General features: G+C 73.1%; 19 protein-coding genes. 7 read left to right on the top strand and 12 right to left on the bottom strand.

The window, feature by feature from the left end; translation table 11 throughout:
- Nucleotides 1–39 precede the first annotated feature (39 nt).
- Nucleotides 40–459, top strand: a complete 420-nt coding sequence (locus ACIHAD_RS14490; RefSeq protein WP_397354876.1) for a hypothetical protein — start codon at nucleotides 40–42, stop codon at nucleotides 457–459.
- Nucleotides 456–1,043 carry a TetR/AcrR family transcriptional regulator gene (locus ACIHAD_RS14485; RefSeq protein WP_397354875.1) on the top strand — a complete coding sequence of 196 codons (588 nt, stop codon included), beginning with the start codon at nucleotides 456–458 and terminating at the stop codon, nucleotides 1,041–1,043. Before ACIHAD_RS14490 ends, ACIHAD_RS14485 begins: the two co-directional genes overlap by 4 nt.
- A 9-nt stretch (nucleotides 1,044–1,052) precedes the next feature.
- Here the strand turns inward: ACIHAD_RS14485 and ACIHAD_RS14480 are convergent, their stop codons facing one another.
- The 4 genes from ACIHAD_RS14480 to ACIHAD_RS14465 form a co-directional block, all read right to left on the bottom strand.
- Entirely contained in the window at nucleotides 1,053–2,012 is a 960-nt protein-coding gene (locus ACIHAD_RS14480) for a phosphotransferase family protein (RefSeq protein ID WP_397354874.1), read from the bottom strand.
- Nucleotides 2,009–3,199 (bottom strand): acyl-CoA dehydrogenase family protein, encoded by a 1,191-nt coding sequence (locus tag ACIHAD_RS14475; RefSeq protein ID WP_397354873.1) that lies wholly within the window; start codon nucleotides 3,197–3,199, stop codon nucleotides 2,009–2,011. Before ACIHAD_RS14475 ends, ACIHAD_RS14480 begins: the two co-directional genes overlap by 4 nt.
- 31 nt (nucleotides 3,200–3,230) lie before the next feature.
- A complete protein-coding gene (locus tag ACIHAD_RS14470; RefSeq protein ID WP_397354872.1) occupies nucleotides 3,231–3,560 on the bottom strand; it encodes a hypothetical protein in 330 nt (109 codons plus the stop codon).
- A gap of 155 nt (nucleotides 3,561–3,715) precedes the next feature.
- Nucleotides 3,716–3,901 carry a hypothetical protein gene (locus ACIHAD_RS14465; protein WP_397354871.1) on the bottom strand — a complete coding sequence of 62 codons (186 nt, stop codon included), beginning with the start codon at nucleotides 3,899–3,901 and terminating at the stop codon, nucleotides 3,716–3,718.
- A gap of 342 nt (nucleotides 3,902–4,243) precedes the next feature.
- On the opposite strand from ACIHAD_RS14465, the gene ACIHAD_RS14460 reads away from it, so the two are divergent.
- Nucleotides 4,244–4,588 carry a DUF6285 domain-containing protein gene (locus tag ACIHAD_RS14460; RefSeq protein ID WP_397354870.1) on the top strand — a complete coding sequence of 115 codons (345 nt, stop codon included), beginning with the start codon at nucleotides 4,244–4,246 and terminating at the stop codon, nucleotides 4,586–4,588.
- 3 nt (nucleotides 4,589–4,591) lie between these two features.
- Here ACIHAD_RS14460 and mctP read toward each other — a convergent pair whose 3' ends face one another.
- The 4 genes from mctP to ACIHAD_RS14440 all read right to left on the bottom strand — a co-directional run bounded on the left by mctP (nucleotide 4,592) and on the right by ACIHAD_RS14440 (nucleotide 7,803).
- Entirely contained in the window at nucleotides 4,592–6,187 is a 1,596-nt protein-coding gene (gene mctP / locus ACIHAD_RS14455) for a monocarboxylate uptake permease MctP (protein WP_397354869.1), read from the bottom strand.
- On the bottom strand, nucleotides 6,184–6,396 hold the full coding sequence (locus tag ACIHAD_RS14450) for a DUF3311 domain-containing protein (protein ID WP_352329975.1): 213 nt from the start codon (nucleotides 6,394–6,396) through the stop codon (nucleotides 6,184–6,186). The genes mctP and ACIHAD_RS14450 overlap by 4 nt, the downstream gene beginning before the upstream one ends.
- Before the next feature lie 229 nt (nucleotides 6,397–6,625).
- Nucleotides 6,626–7,255: a carboxymuconolactone decarboxylase family protein gene (locus ACIHAD_RS14445; protein WP_397354868.1), complete on the bottom strand. Its 630-nt coding sequence runs from the start codon at nucleotides 7,253–7,255 to the stop codon at nucleotides 6,626–6,628.
- Complete coding sequence (locus tag ACIHAD_RS14440) at nucleotides 7,255–7,803, bottom strand: VOC family protein (RefSeq protein ID WP_397354867.1); 549 nt, start codon at nucleotides 7,801–7,803, stop codon at nucleotides 7,255–7,257. The genes ACIHAD_RS14445 and ACIHAD_RS14440 overlap by 1 nt, the downstream gene beginning before the upstream one ends.
- 48 nt (nucleotides 7,804–7,851) lie before the next feature.
- On the opposite strand from ACIHAD_RS14440, the gene ACIHAD_RS14435 reads away from it, so the two are divergent.
- The gene (locus ACIHAD_RS14435; RefSeq protein WP_397354866.1) at nucleotides 7,852–8,772 is read left to right on the top strand and encodes an SDR family oxidoreductase; all 921 of its coding nucleotides are present in this window, start codon (nucleotides 7,852–7,854) and stop codon (nucleotides 8,770–8,772) included.
- Nucleotides 8,773–8,834: 62 nt separating this feature from the next.
- Here the strand turns inward: ACIHAD_RS14435 and ACIHAD_RS14430 are convergent, their stop codons facing one another.
- The 4 genes from ACIHAD_RS14430 to ACIHAD_RS14415 all read right to left on the bottom strand — a co-directional run bounded on the left by ACIHAD_RS14430 (nucleotide 8,835) and on the right by ACIHAD_RS14415 (nucleotide 16,686).
- The gene (locus ACIHAD_RS14430; protein WP_397354865.1) at nucleotides 8,835–9,779 is read right to left on the bottom strand and encodes a helix-turn-helix transcriptional regulator; all 945 of its coding nucleotides are present in this window, start codon (nucleotides 9,777–9,779) and stop codon (nucleotides 8,835–8,837) included.
- Entirely contained in the window at nucleotides 9,761–11,356 is a 1,596-nt protein-coding gene (locus ACIHAD_RS14425; RefSeq protein WP_397354864.1) for a CocE/NonD family hydrolase, read from the bottom strand. The genes ACIHAD_RS14430 and ACIHAD_RS14425 overlap by 19 nt, the downstream gene beginning before the upstream one ends.
- Nucleotides 11,357–11,610: 254 nt before the next feature.
- On the bottom strand, nucleotides 11,611–15,108 hold the full coding sequence (locus ACIHAD_RS14420; protein ID WP_397354863.1) for a S8 family serine peptidase: 3,498 nt from the start codon (nucleotides 15,106–15,108) through the stop codon (nucleotides 11,611–11,613).
- A gap of 138 nt (nucleotides 15,109–15,246) precedes the next feature.
- The gene (locus ACIHAD_RS14415; protein WP_397354862.1) at nucleotides 15,247–16,686 is read right to left on the bottom strand and encodes a glycosyltransferase family 39 protein; all 1,440 of its coding nucleotides are present in this window, start codon (nucleotides 16,684–16,686) and stop codon (nucleotides 15,247–15,249) included.
- A 239-nt stretch (nucleotides 16,687–16,925) separates the two neighbouring features.
- On the opposite strand from ACIHAD_RS14415, the gene ACIHAD_RS14410 reads away from it, so the two are divergent.
- The 3 genes from ACIHAD_RS14410 to ACIHAD_RS14400 all read left to right on the top strand — a co-directional run bounded on the left by ACIHAD_RS14410 (nucleotide 16,926) and on the right by ACIHAD_RS14400 (nucleotide 23,113).
- Complete coding sequence (locus tag ACIHAD_RS14410; protein WP_397354861.1) at nucleotides 16,926–19,052, top strand: anthranilate synthase component I; 2,127 nt, start codon at nucleotides 16,926–16,928, stop codon at nucleotides 19,050–19,052.
- 90 nt (nucleotides 19,053–19,142) lie between these two features.
- Nucleotides 19,143–20,288 carry an amidohydrolase family protein gene (locus ACIHAD_RS14405; protein ID WP_397354860.1) on the top strand — a complete coding sequence of 382 codons (1,146 nt, stop codon included), beginning with the start codon at nucleotides 19,143–19,145 and terminating at the stop codon, nucleotides 20,286–20,288.
- 185 nt (nucleotides 20,289–20,473) lie between these two features.
- Nucleotides 20,474–23,113, top strand: a complete 2,640-nt coding sequence (locus ACIHAD_RS14400; protein ID WP_397354859.1) for a M4 family metallopeptidase — start codon at nucleotides 20,474–20,476, stop codon at nucleotides 23,111–23,113.
- Nucleotides 23,114–23,229 lie beyond the last annotated feature (116 nt).

Raw genomic sequence — 23,229 nt, 5'->3', positions numbered from 1 at the left:
GCCGCGTGAGCCGTGCGTGAGCGGGGGACGATGGGCTCTGTGACCGGTGAGGTACGAGTTCTGATCGGCGTCGGCGTGGGCCTGGCCGCCGTTCCCCCCGTCTACTACCTGACCGAGGCGGGCGCCAGAGCCCTGCGGACCGGCCAGGCGGCCTTCGCCCCGGCCCCCGCCGGGCTGGGTTTCCTGGCGGCGGCGGCGCTGATCGTCGCCGTGCTGGCCGCCTGGCCCGCGGCGGCGCTGGCCTGCGGGCTGCCGCTGGCCGTGGCGGGCGTGCTGTTCGCCCTCGACCTGCGGGCCGCGATCGGCCTGGCGGGCGTGCTCCCCGGGCTGTGGGAGCCGCCGTGGGCCGAGCCGCCCGGCACCCTCGCCGGGGCGACCGGCCTGTACGCCTGCACCGGCGCGTTACTGATCTTCTCGGCGCTGCTGCCCCGTCGCCTGCGATCTATCCTGAGCAGATGAGCAGACGGGACCCCGACCGGCGCAGGGCGCTGCTCGACGCCGCCGACCGGGCCATCCTGGCCGAGGGCCCCGAGGTGTCGATGGCGGCCATCGCCGCCGAGGCCGGCGTCACCAAGCCCATCCTCTACCGCCACTTCGGCGACAAGAGCGGCCTCTACCAGGCGCTGGCCGACCGCCACGTGCGCACGGTGATCGCCCAGCTCCGCCCCCAGTTCGCCGGGCCCGGCACCGACCTGCGGGTCCGCGCCCGGGCCGCCATCGGCGTCTACCTCGACCTGATCTCGGCCAACCTCGACCTCTACCGCTTCCTGTTCCACCGGGCCGGCGCCGAGGACACCCGCATCCGCTCCCACATGACCTCGCTCGTGCGCGGCCTGGGCGAGGAGCTGGGCGGGGTGCTGGCCGCCGAGCGGGTGGTGCCCGACCCGGTGCGGGCGCAGGTGCTCGGCCACGCGTTCGTCGGCATGGTGCAGACGACGGGCGACTGGTGGCTGGAGCATCCCGAGGTCGACCGCTCGCAGGTGGTGGAGGGGCTGGTCGACGTGATCGCGGCGGCTGTGGCCCCCGGACGCCGGGGCGGCTGAGCGTCGCGGTCAGGTCAGCAGGCCGAGCAGGTCCCACTCGGTCTGGCAGACGCGGCGGCCGAGGGCGGCCAGCTCCACCGAGGACGCGCCGCCGCGCAGGTGCCGCATGGTCTGCATGACGCAGATGATCCCCCACTTCAGCACCCCGAACGTCTCCCACCAGCGCAGCACGTCCAGGTCGACGCGCCGCCCGCCGGCCTCCTCGTAGGCGGCGGCCAGCTCGGCGTAGCCGCCGAACCCGCCCACGGGCAGCGGCGAGCCGAACCGCCACGCCTTGACGCACAGCCAGCCCAGGTCCTCCAGCGGGTCGCCGGCGTGGGCCAGCTCCCAGTCGAGCACGGCCCTGATGCCCTCCGGGCCGACGATCAGGTTGCCGTTGCGGAAGTCGCCGTGCACGACGCTCGCCGGGGCTGCGGGCGGCCGGTCGGCTTCGAGCCTGCGCAGGGCCAGCTCGAACACCGGGTGCGGCTCGCCGGTCAGGTCCAGCACGTCGCGCCAGCGGCGCAGCGGGTCGGCGGGCTCGGTGTCGGGCAGGCACGACAGCGGCATGCGGTGGACCGCCGCCAGCGCCCGCCCGCACTGTGCGGCCAGCCTGGGCCTGGCCTCCCGGTACGCCTCGTCGCGCAGGATCCTGCGCGGGATCGTCTCACCGGGGATCCGCGTCATCAGGACGTAGGGCCCGGCGGGTGGGTCGGTGGGTGCGTCGGCGGCGGCCACGACGTGCGGCACGGGCACCCCGGCCTCGGCCGCCGCCCGCATCAGCCGCGCCTCGGCGGCCAGACCGGCGCCCGCCTCCAGGACGGCCCCCGGCCCGTCGAGCCGGAGCACCAGCTCGTGCCGGTCGCCGCCGGTGGCGACCACGTCCAGCGCCCAGGTCTCCCTGGAGGCCCCGCCGGGCAGCCTGACCGCGTACGGGACGGCCGCGCCGGGGCCGTACACCTGGCGGGCGATCGTCTCGACGCGGTTCATCGCAGGCCGAACTCCCAGTTGCCGCCCGCGGCGTACTCGCCCAGCAGGCGGCGGCCGACGGCGTCGATGTGCACCTCGTCGGGGCCGTCGTAGACGCGCGCGGCGCGGGCGTGCCGGTACATGCGCTCCAGCGGGGTGTCGGGGGTCAGCCCGGCCGCGCCGTACACCTGGACGGCCCGGTCGATGACGTTGTGCAGCATGCGCGCCCCCACCACCTTGATCGCGCCGATCTCGACGCGGGCCTGCGAGCCGGCGTCCACGGCCTCGGCGGCCTGGAGCGTGAGCAGGCGGGCGGCCTGGATCTCGGTGTAGGAGTCGAACACGTGCTGCCGCATGAGCTGCTTGGCCGCCAGCGGCTCGCCGAAGGCGGTGCGCGCGTGCAGCCGGCGGCACATCAGGTCGAAGGCCCGCTGCGCCTGCCCGAGCCAGCGCATGCAGTGGAAGATCCGGCCGGGCCCGAGGCGCCGCTGGGCGATGACGAAGCCGCGCCCGCGCTCGCCCAGCAGGTTCGCGGCGGGCACCCGCACGTCCTCGTAGCGCACCTCGCAGTGGGCGCCGCCGAGCCCGAGCACCGGGGTCTCGCGCACGATCGTGTAGCCGGGCGTGTCCGTCGGCACGAGGATCATGGAGAAGGCCCGGTGGGCCGGCGCGTCCGGCTCGGTCCGGCACATCACGGTCGTGTACGCCGCCACCGACGCGCCCGTGGTGAACCACTTGTGCCCGTTGATCACCCATGTGTCGCCGTCGAGCACGGCGGAGGTGGTGATCTGGGTGGGGTCGCTGCTGGCGACCTGCGGCTCGGTCATCGCGAAGCTGGGCGATATGTCGCCGCGCACCAGCGGCTCCAGGTAGCGTTCGCGCTGCTCGGGGGAGGCGTGCTCGTGCAGCATGAGCGAGTCCTGGAGCGTGAACGTGCCGAGGGCGAGCTGCCCGTACTCGCTGCGGCCCTGGACCTCGTTGACGTAGACGTAGTCGAGGAACGGCAGCCCGCCGCCGCCCAGCTCGCGCGGGTGGCCGAGGGCCCACAGGCCCTCCTTCCTGGCCTCGTCCCGCAGCCCGGCCAGGGTGGCGGCGGCCCGCGGGCCGCCCTCGTGCAGCACCTCCTCGGCCGGTTCGACGCGTTCGGTCATGAACGCTCGCACGGCGTCGCGGATCGGCCGGACATGCTCGGGTACGGCGAAGCTCATGGGGTGATCTCAACCGAAATCCGTTGCGCGGTCAACGGTCGGCGCGTCGGCGCACCCACAGGAACGGCTGGAGGTTGTGGACGTAGGCCAGGTTGCCCGGATAGTCGTCGTCGAGCACGGTCACCAACGCGGCCGGACAGGACGCGATGACCGCCTCGGCCCGGTCGAGGTCGCCCGGCCGCAGCCGCGCGACCACCTCCGCCGCGTGCGCCCGGTCGTGCCCGCCCAGCCCGGCGAAGTCGCCGTCGGCCGGCCGCAGCGCGCTGCCCCTGGCCTCCACGACCCGCGCGGTGTGATGCCACGGCCCGGCGGTGGCCCTGGTCAGGGCGAGCACCGCGGCCTGCTCCTTGGTCACCGACATATCACCCACCGTCCGGTTGGGACGACCGTACGCGTGCCCACCGACAGAACCGGCTCCCCATCGTGCCGCCTTCGGCCGTCCGGTCCGCGCAGACCCGCCGCGGGACGGGAAAGGGCCCGGCGGCGGCCGCCGCCGGGCCCTGGGAGGGGACGGGGTCAGGCCGCGTTCTCCTCGGCCTTGCGGGGCAGGACCTCCAGCTCGAACGCGCCCGAGCGGACCGCCTCCAGGAAGTGCTGCCAGTCGCGGCGCGGGATCTCCAGGACCACGTCGGGGGAGGAGCCGTGGATCAGCTCCACGTGGTCGTTGATGCGGCAGGCCTTGACGCGTACGTCGTCGTTCATGCTGCGCTCCCTCGGGTTGACTGCGGCTGAGCGGCCCGGGGGTCCGGGGGCCTGGGAGCTGCGCCGGGCGACTTTCCCAGCCGTCCGGGCCGTCCGCGTGACCCCGGAGGGCCGGGCCGCTCGGGAAGCGTGCCATCGTCGCGTGCGGGCCCGCCAGCGGGGTGTCGGCGGTCCGGTAGAGACACGCCGATCGCGGGCGGAGGTCTGTCGTCCCGGGGGTGGAGAAAGGTCATCCGAGCGCCGGGGGCTTGACAGGGAAGGGCGGTGATCCTATGCCTGGGCTCACGACAGGCCGTGCGCGGGCGTACGGCTCGGGAGCGAGAAGTGACGGGAGTGCCGCCGATGGCGCAGCCCCATGACGTGCCCACCGCCGCGCAGCTCGTCGCGGCCGTGCGCGCGTTCCTGCGGGACGACGTGCTGCCCGAGGTCGAGGGGCGGGTGCGCTTCCACACGCGGGTGGCGATCAACGTGCTGGCCATGGTGGAGCGGGAGATCGGGCTGGGTCCGGACCAGGCCGCCGAGCACGCCGCGCGGCTGGCGGCCCTGGGCGTCGCCGACGACGCCGAGCTGGCCGCCGCCGTCCGCGCGGGCCGCTTCGACGGCGACGACGCGCTCACCGCCGCCCTGGTCCAGGCCGTACGGGCCAAGCTGGAGGTGGCCGATCCCGGCTACCTCCAGCGGCCGTGAGCGTCAGTGCGAACCGGCCAGGTCCAGGTCCTTGACGTCCGGGTCGCCCTCGTCGGCGAAGTAGTCGCCGCGCTGCGTCGCGTCCGCGCCGTCGGCCACCTTGGCCGCCCGGAAGATCAGCGTGGCGAGCGCGGCCACGACCAGGTTGACGATGAGCGCGAGGAAGCCCGCGTAGATCGTCATCTTGGTGTCCAGGCCCAGGTTCGCCAGGCTGAAGGCCGAGCCGCCGAAGTGCTCCTTGCCCTTGGCCGGGTTGGGGATGAGGTAGAGCATCCACATGCCCGCCGCCAGGCCCAGGGCCCAGCCCGCCATCAGGCCGCCCTTGTGGAACCAGCGCGTGTACAGGCCGAGCGCCACCGACGGCAGCGTCTGCAGGATGATCACGCCGCCGATGAGCTGCAGGTCGATCGAGAACTGCGGGTCCAGCAGCAGGATGCACAGCACCGCGCCCACCTTGACCACGAGCGAGACGACCTTGGAGACCTTGGCCTCCTGGGCGTCGGTGGCCTGCTTGTTGATGTACTCGCGGTAGATGTTGCGGGTGAACAGGTTCGCCGCCGCGATCGACATGATCGCCGCGGGAACCAGCGCGCCGATGCCGATGGCCGCGAAGGCCACGCCGGCGAACCAGTCGGGGAAGAGCTGGTCGAACAGGTTCGGCACGACCGTGTTCGGGTCGCCGTCGACCGGCTTGGTGCCGGCCGCGATGGCCATGAAGCCCAGCAGCGCGATCAGGCCGAGCACGAAGCTGTAGGCCGGCAGCGCCGACATGTTGCGCTTGATGACGTTGCGGTTCTTTGAGGCCAGCACGCCGGTGAGGCTGTGCGGGTAGAGGAACAGCGCCAGGGCCGAGCCGAAGGCCAGCGTGATGTACTGGAGCTGGTTGGCGCCGTTGAGCAGGATGCCGTCGCCCGGGGCGGGGGTCTTGTCGAACTTGGCCTGGGCCATGTCGAAGATGTTGCCCCAGCCGCCCAGCTTGGCCGGGATGTAGATGACCGCGGCCAGGATCACGATGTAGATCAGCGCGTCCTTGACGAAGGCGATCAGCGCCGGGGCGCGCAGGCCCGACTGGTAGGTGTAGGCCGCCAGGATCGCGAACGCGATGATGATCGGCAGGTGCCCGGTGATGCCCATCGACTTCAGCACCGCCTCGATGCCGACGAGCTGCAGCGCGATGTACGGCATCGTGGCCACCAGCCCGGTGATGGCGATCAGCAGCGCCAGCGTCGGCGACCCGAAGCGCGCCCGGACGAAGTCGGCGGGCGTGACGAACCCGTGCACGTGCGAGACCGACCACATCCGCGCCAGCACCAGGAACACCAGCGGGTAGACCACCACGGTGTAGGGCAGCGCGTAGAAGCCGAGCGCGCCGGAGCTGAACACCAGCGCGGGCACGGCCACGAACGTGTAGGCGGTGTAGAGGTCGCCGCCGACCAGGAACCAGGTGACCCAGGAGCCGAAGCTGCGGCCGCCGAGGCCCCACTCGTTGAGGCTGGCCAGGTCGGTGGGCCGCCGCCAGCGGGCCGCCACGAAGCCCATGCCGCTGACCAGGATGAACAGCAGCGAGAAGACGACCAGCTCGGTCACGTGCCCGCTCATTTGGTCATCCTGTAGACGATGGTGGTGCAGCCGACGCCGACCACGATGAAGGCGAGCTGCAGCCAGTAGAACAGCGGGAAGCCGAGCAGGCGCGGCTCGTCGGAGTTGAACAGGAACGTCAGCAGCGGGAGCACGATCGGCACGACCAGCAGCCAGTTCCACGGGCTGCGGTCGGTACGCGGCGGCTGCCCGGATTCCCCGGTAGTCATCGACCCTCCGATTGGGGGATCAGGAGCGGCGTGTTGACCGGCTCCTGACAATGTCGTCAATGGAGGGAGGCTAGCTTTCCGGCGGTATTAAACCCAATGTCCGGAACATTACGGTTTGGCCTAAATGTCGAGATGAATTCTCAACATGTGAGACCAAAGCCACCCCTCGCCACCGGCACGTTAAGTCGCCTCCGCGCCGCGCGGAACCGGGCGATCGGCGAATGGTCGGCTACTCGCGACGAACGGTCACCTCGTCGGCGATGTCGCGCGTCCCGTACCCCTCGGGGGCGGGCACCTCGGTGATCGGGTCGGGGCGGTCGTCGAACTCCAGCCGCAGCGCCCGTGCCATGGTGGCGTGCATCTCGTACAGGCAGACGATGTAGGTCAGCTCCAGGATCTGCTCGTCGGGCAGGTGGGCGCGCAGCACGGCGAACACCTCGTCGTGCACCCGGCCGCCGTCGAGCACCAGGCCGTCGGTGTAGGCCAGCACCGCCCGCTCCAGCTCGCCGAACCGGTCGCTGACCTGCCAGGAGGCGACCGCCCGTACCTTCTCCTCGGGCACCCCGAGCGCCCTGAGCTGCTTGCAGTGCTGGGAGTAGACGAACCGGCTCTGCCGCGCCCAGCCCGCCCTGGTCTGCCCCAGCTCGCGCAGCACCGGGTCCAGCTGTGACTCCCGGTAGATCTGGAAGCCCTTGACGCAGTGGCGGAAGATCTTGGGGTCGAGGGCGAAGACCGTCCACCAGTCGCCCGGCGAGCCGGTCGCGGTCCCCGTGCCGTCGGGGGACAGCAGCCGGTCGTGGAAGAACCGGACGACCGGGTCGGTCACCTCCTCGGGCGGCACCCGGCGCAGGCGCGGCATCAGAGGGTCCTGTCGGCGGCCGTCTTGGGCTCGTGCCGGACGTCGCCCGGCCGCCCGACGGGCCGCGTCCAGGCGGCGAACTCCACCAGGATCCCGTCGGGGTCCTTGAAGTAGATGGACCGGACGAACACGCCCTCGTGCATCTCGGCCGCCACGCCGAACTCGCTGTCGTCGTGGTTGAGCAGCACGCCCACGTCGATGCCCTTGGCCACCAGCCGGTCGCGGTACTCCTCGATGCGCTCGGGCGGCACGTCGAAGGCGATGTGGTTCATCGAGCCGACCGCCGACAGCAGCTCGCCCCGGTCGGGCAGGTTCTTCGGCGCCGAGACCCCCGGCACGCCCTCGGGCGCGTCGGGGAACCAGAAGAAGGCCAGCGCGTCGCCGCCGCCGCAGTCGAAGAAGAAGTGCTGGCCCCAGCCCAGGGGCAGCTCGATCGTCTTGATCAGCGGCATGCCCAGCACGCCGGAGTAGAAGTCGACGGTCTGCTTCATGTCCGAGCAGACCAGGGCGATGTGGTTGACCCCGCGGAGCTCGAATTCGCTGTTCATGGTAATCAACTACTTATCACAGCGTTCTCGCGTAAAACATGACAGGAGATGGCGGGTATTCGGGTCACGATCGTCGGTGTGATTGTTGTGGTGGCGGGCGCGACCCGCGGAACGGGACGAGGAATGGCGGTCGCCCTGGGGGCGGCCGGGGCGACGGTCTACTGCGCCGGACGGAGCACGCGCGAGCGCCGGTCGGAGATGAACCGTCCGGAGACGATCGAGGAGACCGCGGAGCTGGTGAGCGCGGCGGGCGGGACGGGCATCGCGGTCCCCGCCGACTTCCTGGACCCGGCGCAGGTGGCGGAGCTGGCCGCCCGCGTCGAGCGCGAGCAGGGCCGGCTGGACGTGCTGGTCAACGACGTGTGGGGCGGCGACCACCTGTGGACGTGGGAGACCCCCGTCTGGAAGCAGGACCTGGACGACGGGCTGCGCCTGCTCAGGCTGGCCGTCGACACCCACCTCATCAGCGCACACCACCTGCTGCCGCTGCTGATCAGGAACGAGGGCGGCCTGGTCGTGGAGGTCACCGACGGCACCTGGGAGTTCAACCGGACCCGCTACCGCGAGAACGTCTACTACGACCTGGCCAAGCTGTCGGTCAACCGGCTGGCCTTCGCCTGGTCCTGCGAGCTGCGCCCGTACGGCGGGACGGCGGTGGCCGTCACCCCGGGCTTCCTGCGCTCGGAGGCGATGCTGGAGGGCTTCGGCGTCACCGAGGAGAACTGGCGCGAGGCGAAGGCGGACGGCGCGTGGATGGTCTCCGAGACCCCCGCCTACGCCGGCCGCGGCGTGGCCGCCCTCGCCCGGGACCCCGACAGGCGGCGGTGGTCGGGATCGTCGGTCACCAGCGGCGAGCTGGCCGAGGCGTACGGGATCACCGACGTGGACGGCAGCCGGCCCCAGGTGTGGCGCTACCTCGCCGAGGTCCACGAGAAGGGCGGCGAGGGCACCTGGGAGGACTACCGCTGACCCGGCCGGCGCCCGCAGCCCGGGTCCGTGGTCCGGCGGCGCTGTAGCCCGGCGCCCCTGGCTCAGCGTCCGTAGAGCGCGGCCGTGCGGGCGGCGGCGTCGGCGACCAGGTCGCGCAGCTCGGCGGGCGCCAGCACCTCGGCCTCCGGGCCGAACCGCAGCACCTGCGTGTAGGCCACCTCCACCGACTCCACGGCCAGCCGCACGGTCCCGTCGGGCTGGAGCGAGGCCAGCGCGTCGTCCAGGGCCGCGGGGTCGGCGACGTACCGCAGGATGCGCCGGCCCGCCGCGGTGAGCCGCAACGTGATCACGTCCCTGAGCAGGGAACGGCTGAACTCGGCCGCCTGCCCGGCCCAGAACGCGGCCAGGTCGAAGTCCGCGTCCCGCTCGAAGCGCGGCTCGCGCACCCGGACGTCCCCCATCCGGTCCACCCGGAAGATCAGGAACCGCTCGCCCAGGCGGGCCACCAGGTACCAGGCGCCCGCCTTCAGCACCAGCCCGTACGGCTCCAGCTCCCGCGTGCGCTCCTTGTAGACCACCGTGACCGGCAGGTCGTTCCACACCGCCCTGGCCAGCGGCGCCAGGGCAGGGGGCGGCGGCACGTCGCCGGCGTACCAGCCGGGCGCGTCCAGGTGGAAACGCTGCGCGGCCGTGGCGGGCGCGTCGCGCAGCGAGGGGGACAGCGCCGCGGCGGCCTTGATCCGGGCCGTCGCGGCCACCTCCTCCAGCCCCATCTCGCGCAGCGCCGCGGGCACCCCCGACAGGAACAGCGCCTCGGCCTCGGCCCGGTCCAGCCCGGTCAGCCGGGTGCGGTAGCCGTCCAGCAGCCGGTAGCCGCCGCCGCGCCCCCGGTCGGCGTAGACCGGCACGCCCGCCTCCGACAGCGCCAGCACGTCGCGGTGCACCGTGCGCTCGGAGACCTCCAGCTCCTTGGCCAGCTCGGCCGCCGTCATCCCGCCCCTGGCCTGCAACAGCAGGACCAGCGACATCAGCCGCGCGGCGCGCACAGCGGCAGCACCACGGCCGAGGGACGGGCGGGGGAGTGGAACACCTCGACGTCGGCGGGCACCATCGGGCCGTCCGCCCCGCCCACCGGCTCGCCGGTGCCCGGGTTGCGGGCGATCGTCGGGTACGCGCCGGCCGCCACGTGCACCCGGATCCGGTGGTCGCGGCGGAACCGGTGCCCGATCGGCCACAGCTCCACCCGTACGCGGCGCACCCCGTCGCCGTCGCCGTCGGTGCGCGGGCCCAGCCGCCTGACCCCCTCGCACAGGTTGAGCGAGCGCCCGTCGGGGTGCACGTCGCACACCCGGACGACCACGTCCACGTGCGGCGTGCTGGAGCGGACGTAGAGGTCGGCGTGCACCGGGCCGATCATCTCCACGTCCGACTCCAGGGCCGCGGAGCTGTAGACCAGCACGTCGCGCCGGGCCTCCAGGCGCCGCTGGTCGCGCGGCCTGGAGTCGGCCAGCAGCACGGGCCCGCCGATCGCCGGCGTCGGGTGGGCGGGATGGTAGCGGAAGCGGTCGGGCTCGGCCTCCTCCGGCTCCCGTGTGGCCAGCCCGGCGCCGGACCGCAGGTGCCAGCGCTGCTCCCGCATGCCCGGCACCGGCCAGTCGGGGTAGTCGCGCCACTCGCCGGCCCCGGTGACGAAGAGCCGCACCGGGTCCGTCCGCAGGCCGGACGGATCGTTCATCAGGTGCGCGCGGAACCAGGCCAGCGCCTCGGTCTTCGAGGGCCGCCCGTGCCGGGAGTCGACGTGGTACCAGGGCCCGATCGTCAGGTACGGCCGCCGCCCCGCCGCCCGCATCGCCGCGTAGTCCTTGAGCTGCCAGGGCAGGAAGACGTCGTACCAGCCGCCGAGCATGGTGACCGCCGCCGCGACCTGGCCGACCTTGGGGGAGAAGTCCCGCTTGTGCCAGTACGGCACGGCCGGATCGGCGTGGTGGGCCAGCAGGTCGCGGAAGAACCGCAGGGGCCGGCCCGCCGAGGCCACGTCCAGCTCGGCCACCGGCCGCCCCGACAACACGGCCCGGCGGGTCACCCTGGGGGCGGTCAGCATCGCGGCCCCGCCGACGAAGCGGCGGGTCATGGTGTCGGTCAGCGTGGTCCAGCTCAGCGTCGACTCCAGCGCGAACGCGCCGCCCACGTACGCGGCGTCCCTGAACTGGGAGGCGGTGATCTGCGTGGCCATGGCCTTGAGCTCGGGCCCGGCCTCGGCGGCGACGGCCCACTGGGCGTAGCCGAGGTAGGAGGGGCCGAACATGGCGAACGAGCCGCCGTACCAGGGCTGCTTGCGCAGCCAGGCGATCGTGGCCAGGCCGTCGTCGTGCTCGTCGCCGAGCGGGTCGAGGCTGCCGCCGGAGCCGAAGCCGCCCCGGCAGCTCTGGATCAGCACGTGGAAGCCGTTCCTGGCGAAGCCGCGGCCGTACATCCAGCCGAACAGGCCGCGCCGGCCGTAGGGCGAGCGGATCAGCACCGCCGGGGCCGGCCGGCCGTGAGCCGGGGCGTAGTGGTCGGCCAGCAGCGTCACACCGTCGGGCATCGGGACGGGGATGTCCCGCCGGAGCCGCACGCGTCTCATGTCCTAACCAGTAACAGATGTGCCCGGATGGGTGGTAACCGGGGGTTACGTCGCGTAAGGCGATGCTCCTTGGCAAACCATCCGGCAGGTCGTGCCGGAGCAGGTGCCGAAGGCGGTCGAGCTCGGCCCCGACCTCGCCCCGCTGACGACCGCCGACCGCCGACCGCTGACCCGCGGCGCCCGGCGCCCGGCGTCGCTGCCGGAGAGCGAGCCCCGGGGCCCCGCCGCACCAGGGACGGCGGGACCCCGGGCGATCATGGCAGCGCCTTGTCCGGGCGCTCGGAGACGCGCACACCGCTGACCAGCGTGGCCCCCTGCCGGGCGGCGAAGCGCACGTTGAGCTGACCGTCGGTCACCTTCACCGTGTACTGCCTGGCCACCGCCGTGTACGTGCCCGCCTCCAGCGCCAGGTCCAGCGCCGGGATCGCGAGCTGCCCCTCGACGAGCACGTCGAAGACCCGCTTGCCCATCTGCGTGCTCTTCACCTCGGCGAAGTCCAGCTCCACCGTGTACGTCCCGGCGGGCACGCCGTCGAACCGGTACTCCAGCATGCCCTCCCTGGCCGTCCTGAACAGCGCCTGGTCGGCGGTGCCCGCGATGGTCCTGGACGTGCTCGCCGTCTTGGTCGAGGTCGCCACGTAGCCGTACCCGCCCTGGGTGTAGCGGCGGTCGGGCGTCCAGGTGTCGCCGTCGGCGTCGGTCAGCGCCTTCGAGCCGCCGGCGTCGACGGCCACCTGGAGCTTGGGCACCACCACGGTCACCTTGATCTCGATGGCCGGCTGCCGCCCGCTGGCGGACTTGACGACCAGCTTGCCGGTACGCGTCCCGCCCGGCGTCACCCCGGCGCTGGAGACCGTCACCTTCAGCGTCGCCTTCTGGCCCTTGGCCAGCTCGCCCGCCTGCGGCGTGACCGACGCCCAGTCCACGTCACCGGTGACCGTGTAGGCGGTGGGCGAGCCCAGGTTCGTCAGCTCCAGCGTCCGCGTCCGGGTCGCCCCGGCCGGCATGACCGCGGTCACCTCGGCGGCCGACGCGCTCACCCGTCCGGTGACCAGGGCGGTGTCGATCCTGGTCAGCGTGCCCGGCGCGACCGTGACGGGCTTGGTGAAGGTCCCGTAGTTCTCCTTGGCCACCACCACGTCGTAGTCGCCCGCCGGGACCTGCCCGAAGAACGACCCGTCCGCGCCGGTCGTGAACGACGCCGCGTCGCCCAGCTTCACCGACGCCCCGGCCAGCGGCTCGCCGTCGTTGGCGTCGGTGACCACGCCGGTCACCAGGCCGTGCCGGCTCGCGGTGAAGGTCACGCCCCGGCCGGTGGCCAGCGCGGCCTCCTCGTAGGAGTACAGCAGCGCGTCGGTGCCGGCGGCGTTCTCGATGCCGACCGTGGCGCTGGAGCCCTGGTCGCGCTCGCTCTCGATGTCCTTGTAGCGGAAGGAGACCGACCCGTCCTCGCCCAGCAGCGCCGCGAACGACACCCGCTCGCCGGCCTCGCTGTAGAAGGTGACGTTGCGCCACTCCACGACGTACTGGCGGTGCGGGGCCGTGCCCACCACGCCGGTGTAGACGCCCGCCTCGGCGTCCACCTTCAGGTCGTCCCAGTACGGGTAGACCGCGTGGTTCGGCGTGCCCGTGCCCGGCAGGCGGCTGTTGCTGCCCGTGGCGACCCGGTCGGCGGCGAAGGTGACGAACCCGTTCGTGCTGATCCACGCCCTGGCCTGCCCGGTGCCGTAGAACGGGATCGCGAACGGCAGCGTCACCTGCACGGCCTCGTCGTCGCCGGTCAGCGCCAGCTTCTCGGTCCCGGCCACGTACGGCTGCGCCGCCGCCAGGCAGGTGTAGCCGAAGCCGTCGCCGCGCAGCGGCAGCTCGACGTCCCTGACCACGTCACCGTCCACGGCCACCTGCGCGCTCGCCCCGCTGGAGCAGCGCGAGACCGGCGTGACCGTCAGCGTGTACGTCCCGCGCGGCAGCGTCATCGTGTACCGGCCGGAGGCGTCGGTGACCGCGCTCACCGGCGTGCCCGTGGCGGCCACGGCCGCGCCGGGCTCGGGGACGCCGGCCGTGGTGACCGTGCCCGACAGTGTGCCGGCCGGCTGCCGGGTGAGCGTCACGTCGCCGGTCGTGACCTGTTCGGCGGTCACCGCCGCCGTGGCGCTCCCGCGGTCGTAGCCGAACTTCTCGGCCGTCAGCGCGTACTCGCCGGGCAGCAGGCGCGGGATCGTGTACGTGCCGTCCTGGCCGGTGACGACCGTGCGCGCGAGCGGCCCGCTCACCTTGACCGTCACGCCCGCCACCGGCTCGCCGGCCGCCGTGACCGTGCCGCGCAGCTCGCCCAGCCCCTCCTCCGGAGCGGCCTGGACGGCGGCGTAGGCGTCCAGCCGGCCCTCGCCCCAGACGTTGTTGTCGGCCGCGGTGCCGCCGCAGCTCGTGTCGGCCACGTCGATCGCCGTGCGGTCCAGCAGCGGCCGGGTCGCGGCCACGTCGCCCTGCAGCCGGGGCGCGGCCGACCAGATCAGCGCCACCGTGGCCGCCACGTGCGGCGAGGCCATCGAGGTGCCGGTGTAGGAGTCGTAGCCGCCGCCCGGGACCGAGGAGCGCACGTTCACGGCCGGGGCCGCGATGTTCGGCTTGATCTCGCCGTCCTGGCCCTCGCCCTTGCTCGACCTGCCGTACAGCGCGTTGTTGACGTCGAAGCCGCCCGCGCTGTAGCTGATCGGGTACTGGCCGGGCGAGCCGCTGGTCCGGCAGGCCGGGCCCTCGTTGCCGTTGGCGAAGGCGGGGAAGATGCCGGCGGCCACCCATGCCTGGACGGTCTCGACGTACCAGGGGTCGAACCCGTTGCCGCCCCAGGAGTTGTTGACGATGTCCGGCGCGAGGTCGGGACGCGGGTTGCCGCCGGCCAGGTCGGTCGGGGCCAGCACCCACTGGCCCGCGGCCAGCAGCGAGGCGTCCGTGCAGGTGTTGACCTCGCAGCCCTTGGCGGCGATCCAGCGCACGCCGGGCGCCACGCCGATGCCGTTCGCGCCCGCCATCGTGCCCATGACGTGCGTGCCGTGGCCGTTGTTGTCGCACGGCGCCGCCGACGGGCAGATGCGCGCCGGGTCGAACCAGTTGTAGTCGTGGGTGTAGGAGCCGTCGGGGTTCCTGCCCCGGTAGCTCGCGGCCAGGTCCGGGTGGTCGTACTGGACGCCGGAGTCGATCGAGGCGACCACGATGCCCTCGCCCCGGTCGCCCAGCTCGCTCCACACGCGCGGGGCGCCGATCCGGTCGATGTTCCACTCGACCGCGCCGGCCTTGGCCTCGGCCCGGCCGGCCGCGGGCTTGGGCAGCGCGACGACGGTGACCGGGTCGATCCGGTCCACCTCGGGCAGTTCGCTGATCGCCGCGGCCAGCTTGGCGTCCGCGGTCACCCGTACGGCGTCGACGATCCAGTACGAGGTGTAGTCGGCCTTCTGGGAGTCCAGCAGCTTGACCAGCCCGGCCTGCGAGGTCCTGGCCCGCTCGGTCTTGGCCTCGTAGACCAGCTCGGCCTTGGCCCGCTTGGTGGCGGTCCGGCGGGCGGCGCCCAGGTCGGCGCTGCCCTTCATCCGGACCCAGAAGGTGGCCTTGCCGTCCTGGTCCAGGTCGGCCCGGACGGCCTGGGAGATCTTGCCGGGATCGGGCGCCGCGTGCGCCGGGGCCTGGGGGACGACCAGGGCGGCGGCGGTGACGATCCCGGTCAGGATCGCACGCCAGGTGAGGGTGTTGCGCACGTGCTCTCCTTCACGACGTTCACGACGGTGAGGAAGAGGTGATCTTTCCGCCTCTGTCGAGAAGGGTGAAGAGATCCTGTCGGGAAAGCAAGGGCGCTTATCCTAACAAGCTCGGATAAATCCCGAAATGTAATGTGGTCAGCTGAAGTGTCGCCACATCGGCCAGGTGATGGACCACGGCTGCCGGGGGTCGCGGCAGAGCCACACCGGCATGCCCTGCTCCTCGTTGTCGACGTCCACGCCGTTGTCCACGCGGGCCCTCTCCTCGCAGGAGCCGAACAGCGCGCGGGCCCGGCCGCCCGCGTTCACCAGGATCGCCACGGTGGCGTCGTCCGGCGGCGGGCCGTACTCCCAGAGCTGGTTCTGGCCGGAGTACACGCGGGTCAGGCCCGCCCGGTCGAGGGCGCCGTACTCGCCGTAGTTGCCCGTCACGACCACCGCGCGGGCCCGCTCGTCCGGCGGCAGCGCCCCCAGCACGCCGCCGACGGCGGCGGTGAAGCGCGGCCAGCCGACCGACTCGCGGGCCACCTCGTTGATCGCCGGCACCGGCGTGCCGGCCAGCGCGCCGACCGGCACGAGCGGCAGCGCGAGCACCGCCGAGGTCAGCGCGTTGACCGCGAGGAACGCCCACGCCGCGCGCACCCGCCCGGCCCGCGCCCGCGACACGCTCACGCACCCGGCCGCGAACAGCGCCACGATCAGCCCCGCGGTGTAGTCGAACCGGCCGCCGCTGACCAGCGTCAGCACCGCCGTCACCGGATAGGCCACCGCCAGCGCCCGCACCCGCCGGTCGCGCCACAGCCGGACGAACCCCAGCGCCGCGATCACCGACACCACCGGCCCGAACAGCGTGAGCTGCATCGGCACGAACATCACCCGCATCTCGGCGCCCTTGTCCGCGCTGAGCGCGGCGGCCATCGTGAGCTGCGGCCAGCCGTGCGTGGCCTGGTAGAGCAGGTTCGGCGCGGCCAGCACCGCGGCCACCAGCGCCCCGGCCCACAACCACGGGCTCCGCAGCGCCCGCCGCGGCCCGGCGATCAGCAGGCCCGCCGCCAGGCCCAGCACCAGCAGCACGATGAGGTGCTTGTTGTAGGTGGCCAGCCCGATCACCGCGCCCGCCGCGAGCCACCAGCGCGGCTGCTCGCGCAGCAGCGCCCTGAGCGCGAACAGGATCGCCGCCGTCCACAGCGGCAGGTCGAAGCTGACCGTCAGCAGCGTGTGCGCCGCGATCAGCGTGTACGCCCCGGTCGCCGCGCCCACGGCGGCCATCGTCTGGGCGAGCCGGTCGCCGCCCAGCTCCCGCGCCACCAGCGCCACCAGCACGACCACGACCGCCGCGGCCAGCGCGGGGAACACCCGCAGAGCCGTCACCGTGTCGCCGAACAGCCCGAGCGCGGCCTTGGCCAGCATCGGCGTCAGCGGCGGCTGGTCGACGTACCCCCAGGCCGGATGGCCGGCCAGGATGCGGAAGTAGAGCTCGTCGCGGTGGTAGCCGTACCAGGGGCTCAGCGCGAGCGCCGCCCCGGCGGTCAGAACCGCGGTCACCGTCACCGAACGCCACGCCCAGGGCCGCTCCATGAACGCTGAGGCTAGATCCTTCTCCCACTGTTTGTCACCGTCGGAGCGGGATGTCGCGTTGCGCGATCTTGGTCCGGCGGTTAACCTGGGGGCATGCGAAATCGCCCTCGGATCCAGTGGTGGCGCCGCTCCTAGGCGGCGCGTTTTCGCATTCCTCTCAAAGGACGGCCGCCCCGGACGGCGGCCTTTCTCGTGTCCGCCCCCGGGGCCTCATGATGTGACGTGGTAAGGGGCAGCAAGTGGAGAGCAGCGGATATACCACCGCCGGGGGCGTCGGCGTCGAGCGTGAGGCACGCGATGTCTCCGAGGAGGCGCTGGAAGAGATCGTGACCGCACTCGGCGAGCGGCGCGGCGGCGCCTTCTCGTCGGGCATGGACTACCCGGGCCGCTACAGCCGATGGGCCTTCGGCTACGTCGACCCCTGCCTGGAACTGGTCGCCAAGGGGCGGGTCATCTCGGCGACCGCGCTCAACGAGCGCGGCAGGGTCGTGCTGCCCGCCGTGGCCTCCTGCCTGCTCGCCGCGGGCAAGCCGGTCAGCGAGCCGACGCCCGACCGCGTCGAGGTGCACGTCCCGGAGTCCGAGGACCTGCTGCCGGAGGAGATGCGCAGCCGCCGGCCCACCGTCTTCACCGCGATCCGCGAGGTCGTCGCCGCCTTCGCCGGCGACGACCCCCACCTCGGCCTGTACGGCTCCTTCGGCTACGACCTGGCCTTCCAGTTCGAGCCCATCCGGCAGGAACTGGCCCGCCCCGACGACCAGCGCGACCTGGTGCTCCACCTGCCCGACCGGATCATCGTCATCGACCGCCAGCGCGAGACCAGCGTCGAATACCGCTACGAGTTCACCGTCGACGGCGCCACCACCCGCGGCCTGGAGCGCACCGGCTCCTCCGTCCCGCAGGTCATCCCCGGCGAGCTGCCGAAGGACCCCGAGCGGGGCGAGTACGCCCAGGTCGTGGCCGCCGCCAAGGAGCGGTTCAAGCGCGGCGACCTGTTCGAGGTCGTGCCCGGCCAGGTCTTCCACGCCGTCTGCACCGACCCGTCGGCCTTCTACCGCGGCCTGCGCCACAGCAACCCGGCGCCGTACGAGTTCATCATCAGCCTCGGCGACGGCGAGCACCTGGTGGGCGCCTCGCCCGAGATGTACGTCCGGGTCAACGGCGACCGCGTCGAGACCTGTCCCATCTCCGGCACGATCGCCCGCGGCAGCAACCCGGTCGAGGACGCCGAGGCCATCCGCACCCTCCTGAGCAGCGTCAAGGAGGAGTCGGAGCTGACCATGTGCACCGACGTCGACCGCAACGACAAGTCGCGCATCTGCGTCCCCGGCACGGTCAAGGTCATCGGCCGCCGCCAGATCGAGCTCTACTCCCGCCTGATCCACACCGTCGACCACATCGAGGGCCGCCTGCGCCCCGAGTTCGACGCCCTCGACGCCTTCCTCACCCACATGTGGGCCGTCACCGTCACCGGCGCCCCCAAGTCGTGGGCCATGCAGTTCATCGAGGACCACGAGGCCACCACCCGCCGCTGGTACGGCGGCGCGATCGGCTTCATCGGCTTCGACGGCTCCATGAACACCGGCCTGACCCTGCGCACCGCCCAGATCAAGAACGGCGTGGCCACCGTCAGGGCCGGGGCGACCCTGCTGTTCGACTCCGACCCTGAGGCCGAGGAGCGCGAGACCGAGCTCAAGGCCAGCGCCCTGCTCGGCGCCCTGGCCACGGTCAACCAGCCCGACGCCGTCCCGCCCGCCGTGGTCAGGGAGCAGCCGGGCGCGGGCATGAAGGTGCTGCTCGTCGACCACGAGGACTCCTTCGTCAACACGCTGGCCGACTACTTCCGCCAGGAGGGGGCCGACGTGGTGACGCTGCGCCACGGCTTCCCGGCCCGGACCATCGACGACGTCGCGCCCGACCTGGTCGTGCTCTCGCCCGGCCCCGGCTGGCCGTCCGACTTCGGCATGGCGGCGCTCATCGACGAGATCTACGCCCGCGACCTGCCCGTCTTCGGCGTGTGCCTGGGGCTGCAGGCCATGGTCGAGCACGCCGGCGGCGCGCTGGAGCTGCTCGACTACCCCGAGCACGGCAAGCGCGGCCAGGTCACCCGCCTCGGCGACAGCGCGCTGCTGGACGGGCTGCCCGACGAGTTCACCGCGGCCCGCTACCACTCGCTGCACGCCAAGCGGCCCGGCGTGGTCGGCTTCACCCCGACCGCGCTCACGCCCGACGGCAACGTCATGGCCATCGAGGACGTCGAGCGGCGGCGCTTCGCCGTGCAGTTCCACCCGGAGTCGATCCTCACCCAGGAGGGCGGCGCGGGCGCGAAGATCATCGCGAACGTGCTGCGCCTCACCCAGCGCTGACCCGGCCGGTTCGTCTGGGAACGGGCAGGGTGTTCCTGTCGTAGGTTAAAACGTCCACGGGCGCGTGCGGGGCTCCCCTAGAGTCTCCGCATGCTCCCCGTAGCCCTGCCCGACACGGTGCGTGACGCGCTGCTCGCCCCGCTCGTCGACCACCACTGCCACGGGGTGCGCCGGGACGACCTGACCCGGGCCCGGTTCGAGCCCCTCATCAACGCCGGCGGCGCCCCGGCCCCGCCCGGCACCACGCATTTCGACTCGCCGTTCGGCATGGGCCTGCGCCGCTGGTGCGCGCCGCTGCTCGACCTCGAACCGCACGCGCCCCCGGCCGTCTACCTCGCCCGGCGGGCCGAGCTGGGCGCCGGGGAGGTCAACCGGCGCCTGCTGGCCGGGGCGGGGGTGGTGGCGTTCCTGGTGGACACCGGCGACGAGGACATCGACCTGCTGTCGGCGGCCGAGATGGGCCGCCACGGCGGCGCCGCCGCCGACGAGATCGTCCGGATCGAGCAGATCGAGCAGGACGTCGCCGAGTCGGCGCAGATCGCCGTGGACTACCTCGACGGCCTGGCCGACGAGCTGTCGGCCAGGGCCGCCAGGGCGGTCGGGCTCAAGACGGTCATCGCCGGGCGGTGCGGGCTCGACTTCGACCCGGCCAGGCCGAGCACCGGCTCGGTCATCGCCGCCGCCAACCGCCGCCTGTCGGACCCCAAGCGGACGCTGACCGACCCGGTGCTGCTGCGCCACCTGCTGTGGAGCGCGATCGACGTGGCCCGCGAGCGGGGGCTGCCGGTGCAGTTCCAGGCCGGGTTCGGCGGGCGCGGCCCCGGCCTGGACGCTACGGACCCGGCCAGGCTCAGCGCCCTCATGGACGCGCTGCAACCCCTCGGCGTGCCGGTCATCCTGCTCCACTGCTACCCCTACCACCGCGCCGCCGCCTACCTGGCGGGCGTCTACCCGCACGTCTACGTCGACGTCGGCCCGGCCCTGCCGCCCACGGCCGCCGCCGCGGCCCGCGTCATGGACGAGCTGCTGGAGCTGGCGCCGTTCCACAAGCAGGTGTTCAGCTCCGGCTGCCACGGCGTGGCCGAGACCGGCTACCTCGGCGCCCTGTACTACCGGCAGGCGCTGGGCGCGGCGCTGCTGTCCAGGCTGGAGGCGGGGGAGTGGAGCCCGGCCGACGCGGCCAGGGTCGCCCACATGATCGGCTCGGGCAACGCCCGCCGGGTGTACCGGCTCTGACCTCGCGCGGCACGGACGGACGGGCGGGCCCGCCACCGCCTGCCCGAAAAGCCATTTAATTCGCGATATTTCCTTCACTAATCGGAAATTTGCATTTCCGGTAATCAAATTGTGATTTGTCGGTTTGTCAATATTGCTGTGATGATCGTGGACGCCAGACCCCCTACGCCACACCTGGAGGTGTCGTGTCCTGGCGTCCCTTCGTTCTCACGGCCGCGGCTCTGTCGCTCGCGCTGGCCGTCCCCGGTGTCGCGGCGGCCGACGACCCGCCGCAACCGCAGGTGGAGTCCCGGGCCGGTACCCGGGCGCCCGCCGAGGTGAGCGGGCTGGCCGAGCCCGCCGCCGCCGCGGACCCCGTCGCCGCGGCCAAGGCCCACCTGGCCGACCCGCGCTACCACCTCGACCCCGCCGACCTGGTGCCGCTGCGCACGGTCGTGAACGGCCAGGACGAGACCGTCCGGTTCGCCCAGCGGTACCGGAACCTGCCCGTCCTCGGCGCCCAGTACCTGGTGCGCTTCCGCAAGGACGGCGCCCGCCGCGAGGTGACCGGCGCCGGCGGACGCTTCCTCACCGAGCTCGACGTGAACCCCACGCCCACGGTCACCCCCGCGCTGGCCGCCCGGCTGGCCCGCGCCCGGCTCATCCGCGACGACCAGGTCCGCGGCACGGTCAAGGCCACGCCCGGCGAGCTGCTCGTCGTCCCGCGCGGCAAGGGCGTGCTGGCCTGGCACGTCACGCTCAGCGGCGCCGACGCGGTCAGGAAGCGGCCCCTCCTGCTGGACGCGTACGTGGACGCCCACTCCGGGCAGCCGCTGTTCGCCCTGGACCGGCTGCGCATGGAAGGCCCGGCGACCGGCGGCGGGCAGACCGCGCACGGCAGGACCGTCCCGCTCAACGCCTACCAGCGGGCCGACGGCGCGTACGAGCTGCGCGACCGCGCCCGCCCGATGTGGAACGGCAGCACCGGCGAGATCCTCACCTACGACGCCGCCGGCGCCGACGTCCAGGACTTCCTCGACCCCGGCGTGCCGGCGGGCACCGAGCTCGCCAAGTCGCCCACGCCCGCCTTCGGCCCCGAGCACACCGAGAGCGGCGCCGTGGACGCCCAGTGGGGGGCGGGCAAGGTCTACGAGTTCTACAAGTCGCTCGGCCGCGACGGGCTCGACGGCAAGGGCGGCACCATGTACTCGGTGGTCAACGTCACCTACTTCGGCGGCCCGTTCGAGAACGCCTTCTGGGACGGCACCAAGATGGTCTACGGCGGCGGCGGCGCCGACCTGCACTCCTTCGCCGCCAGCCTCGACGTCGTCGGCCACGAGATGACCCACGGCGTCATCACCCACAGCGCCGACCTGGTCTACCAGGGCCAGTCGGGCGCGATGAACGAGGGACTGGCCGACTACTTCGGCAACGCCATCCAGACCAGCGCGCTCGGCATCCCCATGAGCGACCCGGACGCCAGCCTGCTCGGCGAGGACCTGTGCAAGAGCCTCCCGCCCGTCCAGTGCGCCACCCGCGACCTCGACGACGACAGGAACGCCGCCAAGGACTACCTGGGCGTCACCGTCGCCGCCGACGGCGGCGGCGTGCACCTCAACTCCACGATCTTCTCCGGCGCCCTGTGGGACGCCAGGGAGAAGCTCGGCGCGGGCTTCGACAAGGTCGTCTACAAGGCGCTGACGGAGTACATGACCCCGCTCGACGACTTCGCCGACGGCCGCCGCGCCGTCGAGTCGGCCGCCCGCGCCGCCGGGCTGCCGCCGCGTGACCGGCTCGCGATCGCGCTGGCCTTCGAGCGGCACGGCATCAGGCCCGGCTGGGAGCGGCTGATCCGCACCGACAGCCGCGTCGTCCTGGACGGGCTCACCGACGCCATCGACCCGCCCGCCCTGGCCGGCGACCGGTACGCCGTCACCGACAACACCCCCGACGCGAGCGGCCCCACCGCCATCCGGACCGGACGCCTCGGCGGCGGCCCCGCCACCACCGTGTCCGACGACGGCCGCTGGGACTGGACGCCCGCCACCGACGGCCGCCGCGCGGTCTGGGTCTCCCTCGACCCCGAGACGGGCGTCATGCAGATCCGCAGCCGCCCGCTGGACGCCTCGGCCCCCTCCACCGTCCTGCACGAGAGCACCGGCTACGTCTACGCCGTCGTCGTCTCCGGTGACGCCGTGGCCTGGTCCGGCGAGGACCCGGCGACCGGCGAGACCGAGCTGTGGCTCAAGCGCGGGAACGCCGCCCCGGTCAACCTGACCGCGGCCGCGGGCGTGGCCGGGTACATGCCGTCCGTGAGCGGCGGCAGGCTCGTCTACGTCCGGGTGAGCTTCGGCACCGGCGGCACGCACAGCACGCCCGTCGTGCACGACCTGTCGACCGGCAAGGAGGTCGTGGTGCCCGAGGTGCCGCCGGCAGGCGCGATCCCGTCGATGTCGATCTACCCGGCGGTGACCGCCAAGCACGTCGTCTGGCTCTACGACGCCGACCGCGACGGTCGCATGGGCATCATGCGCGCCGCCCTGGACGGCACCGGCAGCACGCCGGTCGTGGCGGACGGGCCGCAGGCGCCGCACCCCAACTGGCTCGACGCGAGCGAGTCGCGGGTGACCGTCGGCGTGCAGCCGGACGGGACCACGCTGGAGAACGTGAACCTGCCCAAGATCTACCAGGTCGCGGTCACCGGCGGAGCCCTGGAGCGCTACTCCTGCAACCGGGGAGAGCAGTCGCTGTTCGCCGCCGGCGCGGGGGGACGCGTCCTGTGGGTGGACGGGACCGCCGGCGACACCGACCTCGTGACGCGCGACAGGCCCGCACACCGCTGCTGACCTGCCACGGGCGTCCCCTCGGCGCCCGCCGTGCCTCCGGAGGGGGACGGCGGGCGCCGAGTCGCGCGCAGCCCCGCGAGCTGGTTTGCTTGAGCCCGTCACGAACCACAGAACCC

The organism is Nonomuraea sp. NPDC052265, assembly GCF_044547985.1.
Classification (GTDB): Bacteria; Actinomycetota; Actinomycetes; order Streptosporangiales; family Streptosporangiaceae; genus Nonomuraea.
The sequence above is the reverse complement of the archived record's forward strand: the minus strand, read 5'-3'. Positions and strand labels throughout refer to the sequence as shown.

Coding starts and splice junctions, on each gene's coding strand:
- ACIHAD_RS14445 (WP_397354868.1), bottom strand. CDS start 7,255: ATGCCGCGCCTGCGCCGGGTGCCGCCCGAGGAGGTGACCGACCCGGTC.
- ACIHAD_RS14405 (WP_397354860.1), top strand. CDS start 19,143: ATGCTCCCCGTAGCCCTGCCCGACACGGTGCGTGACGCGCTGCTCGCC.
- ACIHAD_RS14485 (WP_397354875.1), top strand. CDS start 456: ATGAGCAGACGGGACCCCGACCGGCGCAGGGCGCTGCTCGACGCCGCC.
- ACIHAD_RS14470 (WP_397354872.1), bottom strand. CDS start 3,560: ATGTCGGTGACCAAGGAGCAGGCCGCGGTGCTCGCCCTGACCAGGGCC.
- ACIHAD_RS14440 (WP_397354867.1), bottom strand. CDS start 7,803: ATGAACAGCGAATTCGAGCTCCGCGGGGTCAACCACATCGCCCTGGTC.
- ACIHAD_RS14415 (WP_397354862.1), bottom strand. CDS start 16,686: ATGGAGCGGCCCTGGGCGTGGCGTTCGGTGACGGTGACCGCGGTTCTG.
- ACIHAD_RS14435 (WP_397354866.1), top strand. CDS start 7,852: ATGGCGGGTATTCGGGTCACGATCGTCGGTGTGATTGTTGTGGTGGCG.
- ACIHAD_RS14475 (WP_397354873.1), bottom strand. CDS start 3,199: ATGAGCTTCGCCGTACCCGAGCATGTCCGGCCGATCCGCGACGCCGTG.
- ACIHAD_RS14450 (WP_352329975.1), bottom strand. CDS start 6,396: ATGACTACCGGGGAATCCGGGCAGCCGCCGCGTACCGACCGCAGCCCG.
- ACIHAD_RS14480 (WP_397354874.1), bottom strand. CDS start 2,012: ATGAACCGCGTCGAGACGATCGCCCGCCAGGTGTACGGCCCCGGCGCG.
- ACIHAD_RS14425 (WP_397354864.1), bottom strand. CDS start 11,356: ATGAGACGCGTGCGGCTCCGGCGGGACATCCCCGTCCCGATGCCCGAC.
- mctP (WP_397354869.1), bottom strand. CDS start 6,187: ATGAGCGGGCACGTGACCGAGCTGGTCGTCTTCTCGCTGCTGTTCATC.
- ACIHAD_RS14460 (WP_397354870.1), top strand. CDS start 4,244: ATGGCGCAGCCCCATGACGTGCCCACCGCCGCGCAGCTCGTCGCGGCC.
- ACIHAD_RS14465 (WP_397354871.1), bottom strand. CDS start 3,901: ATGAACGACGACGTACGCGTCAAGGCCTGCCGCATCAACGACCACGTG.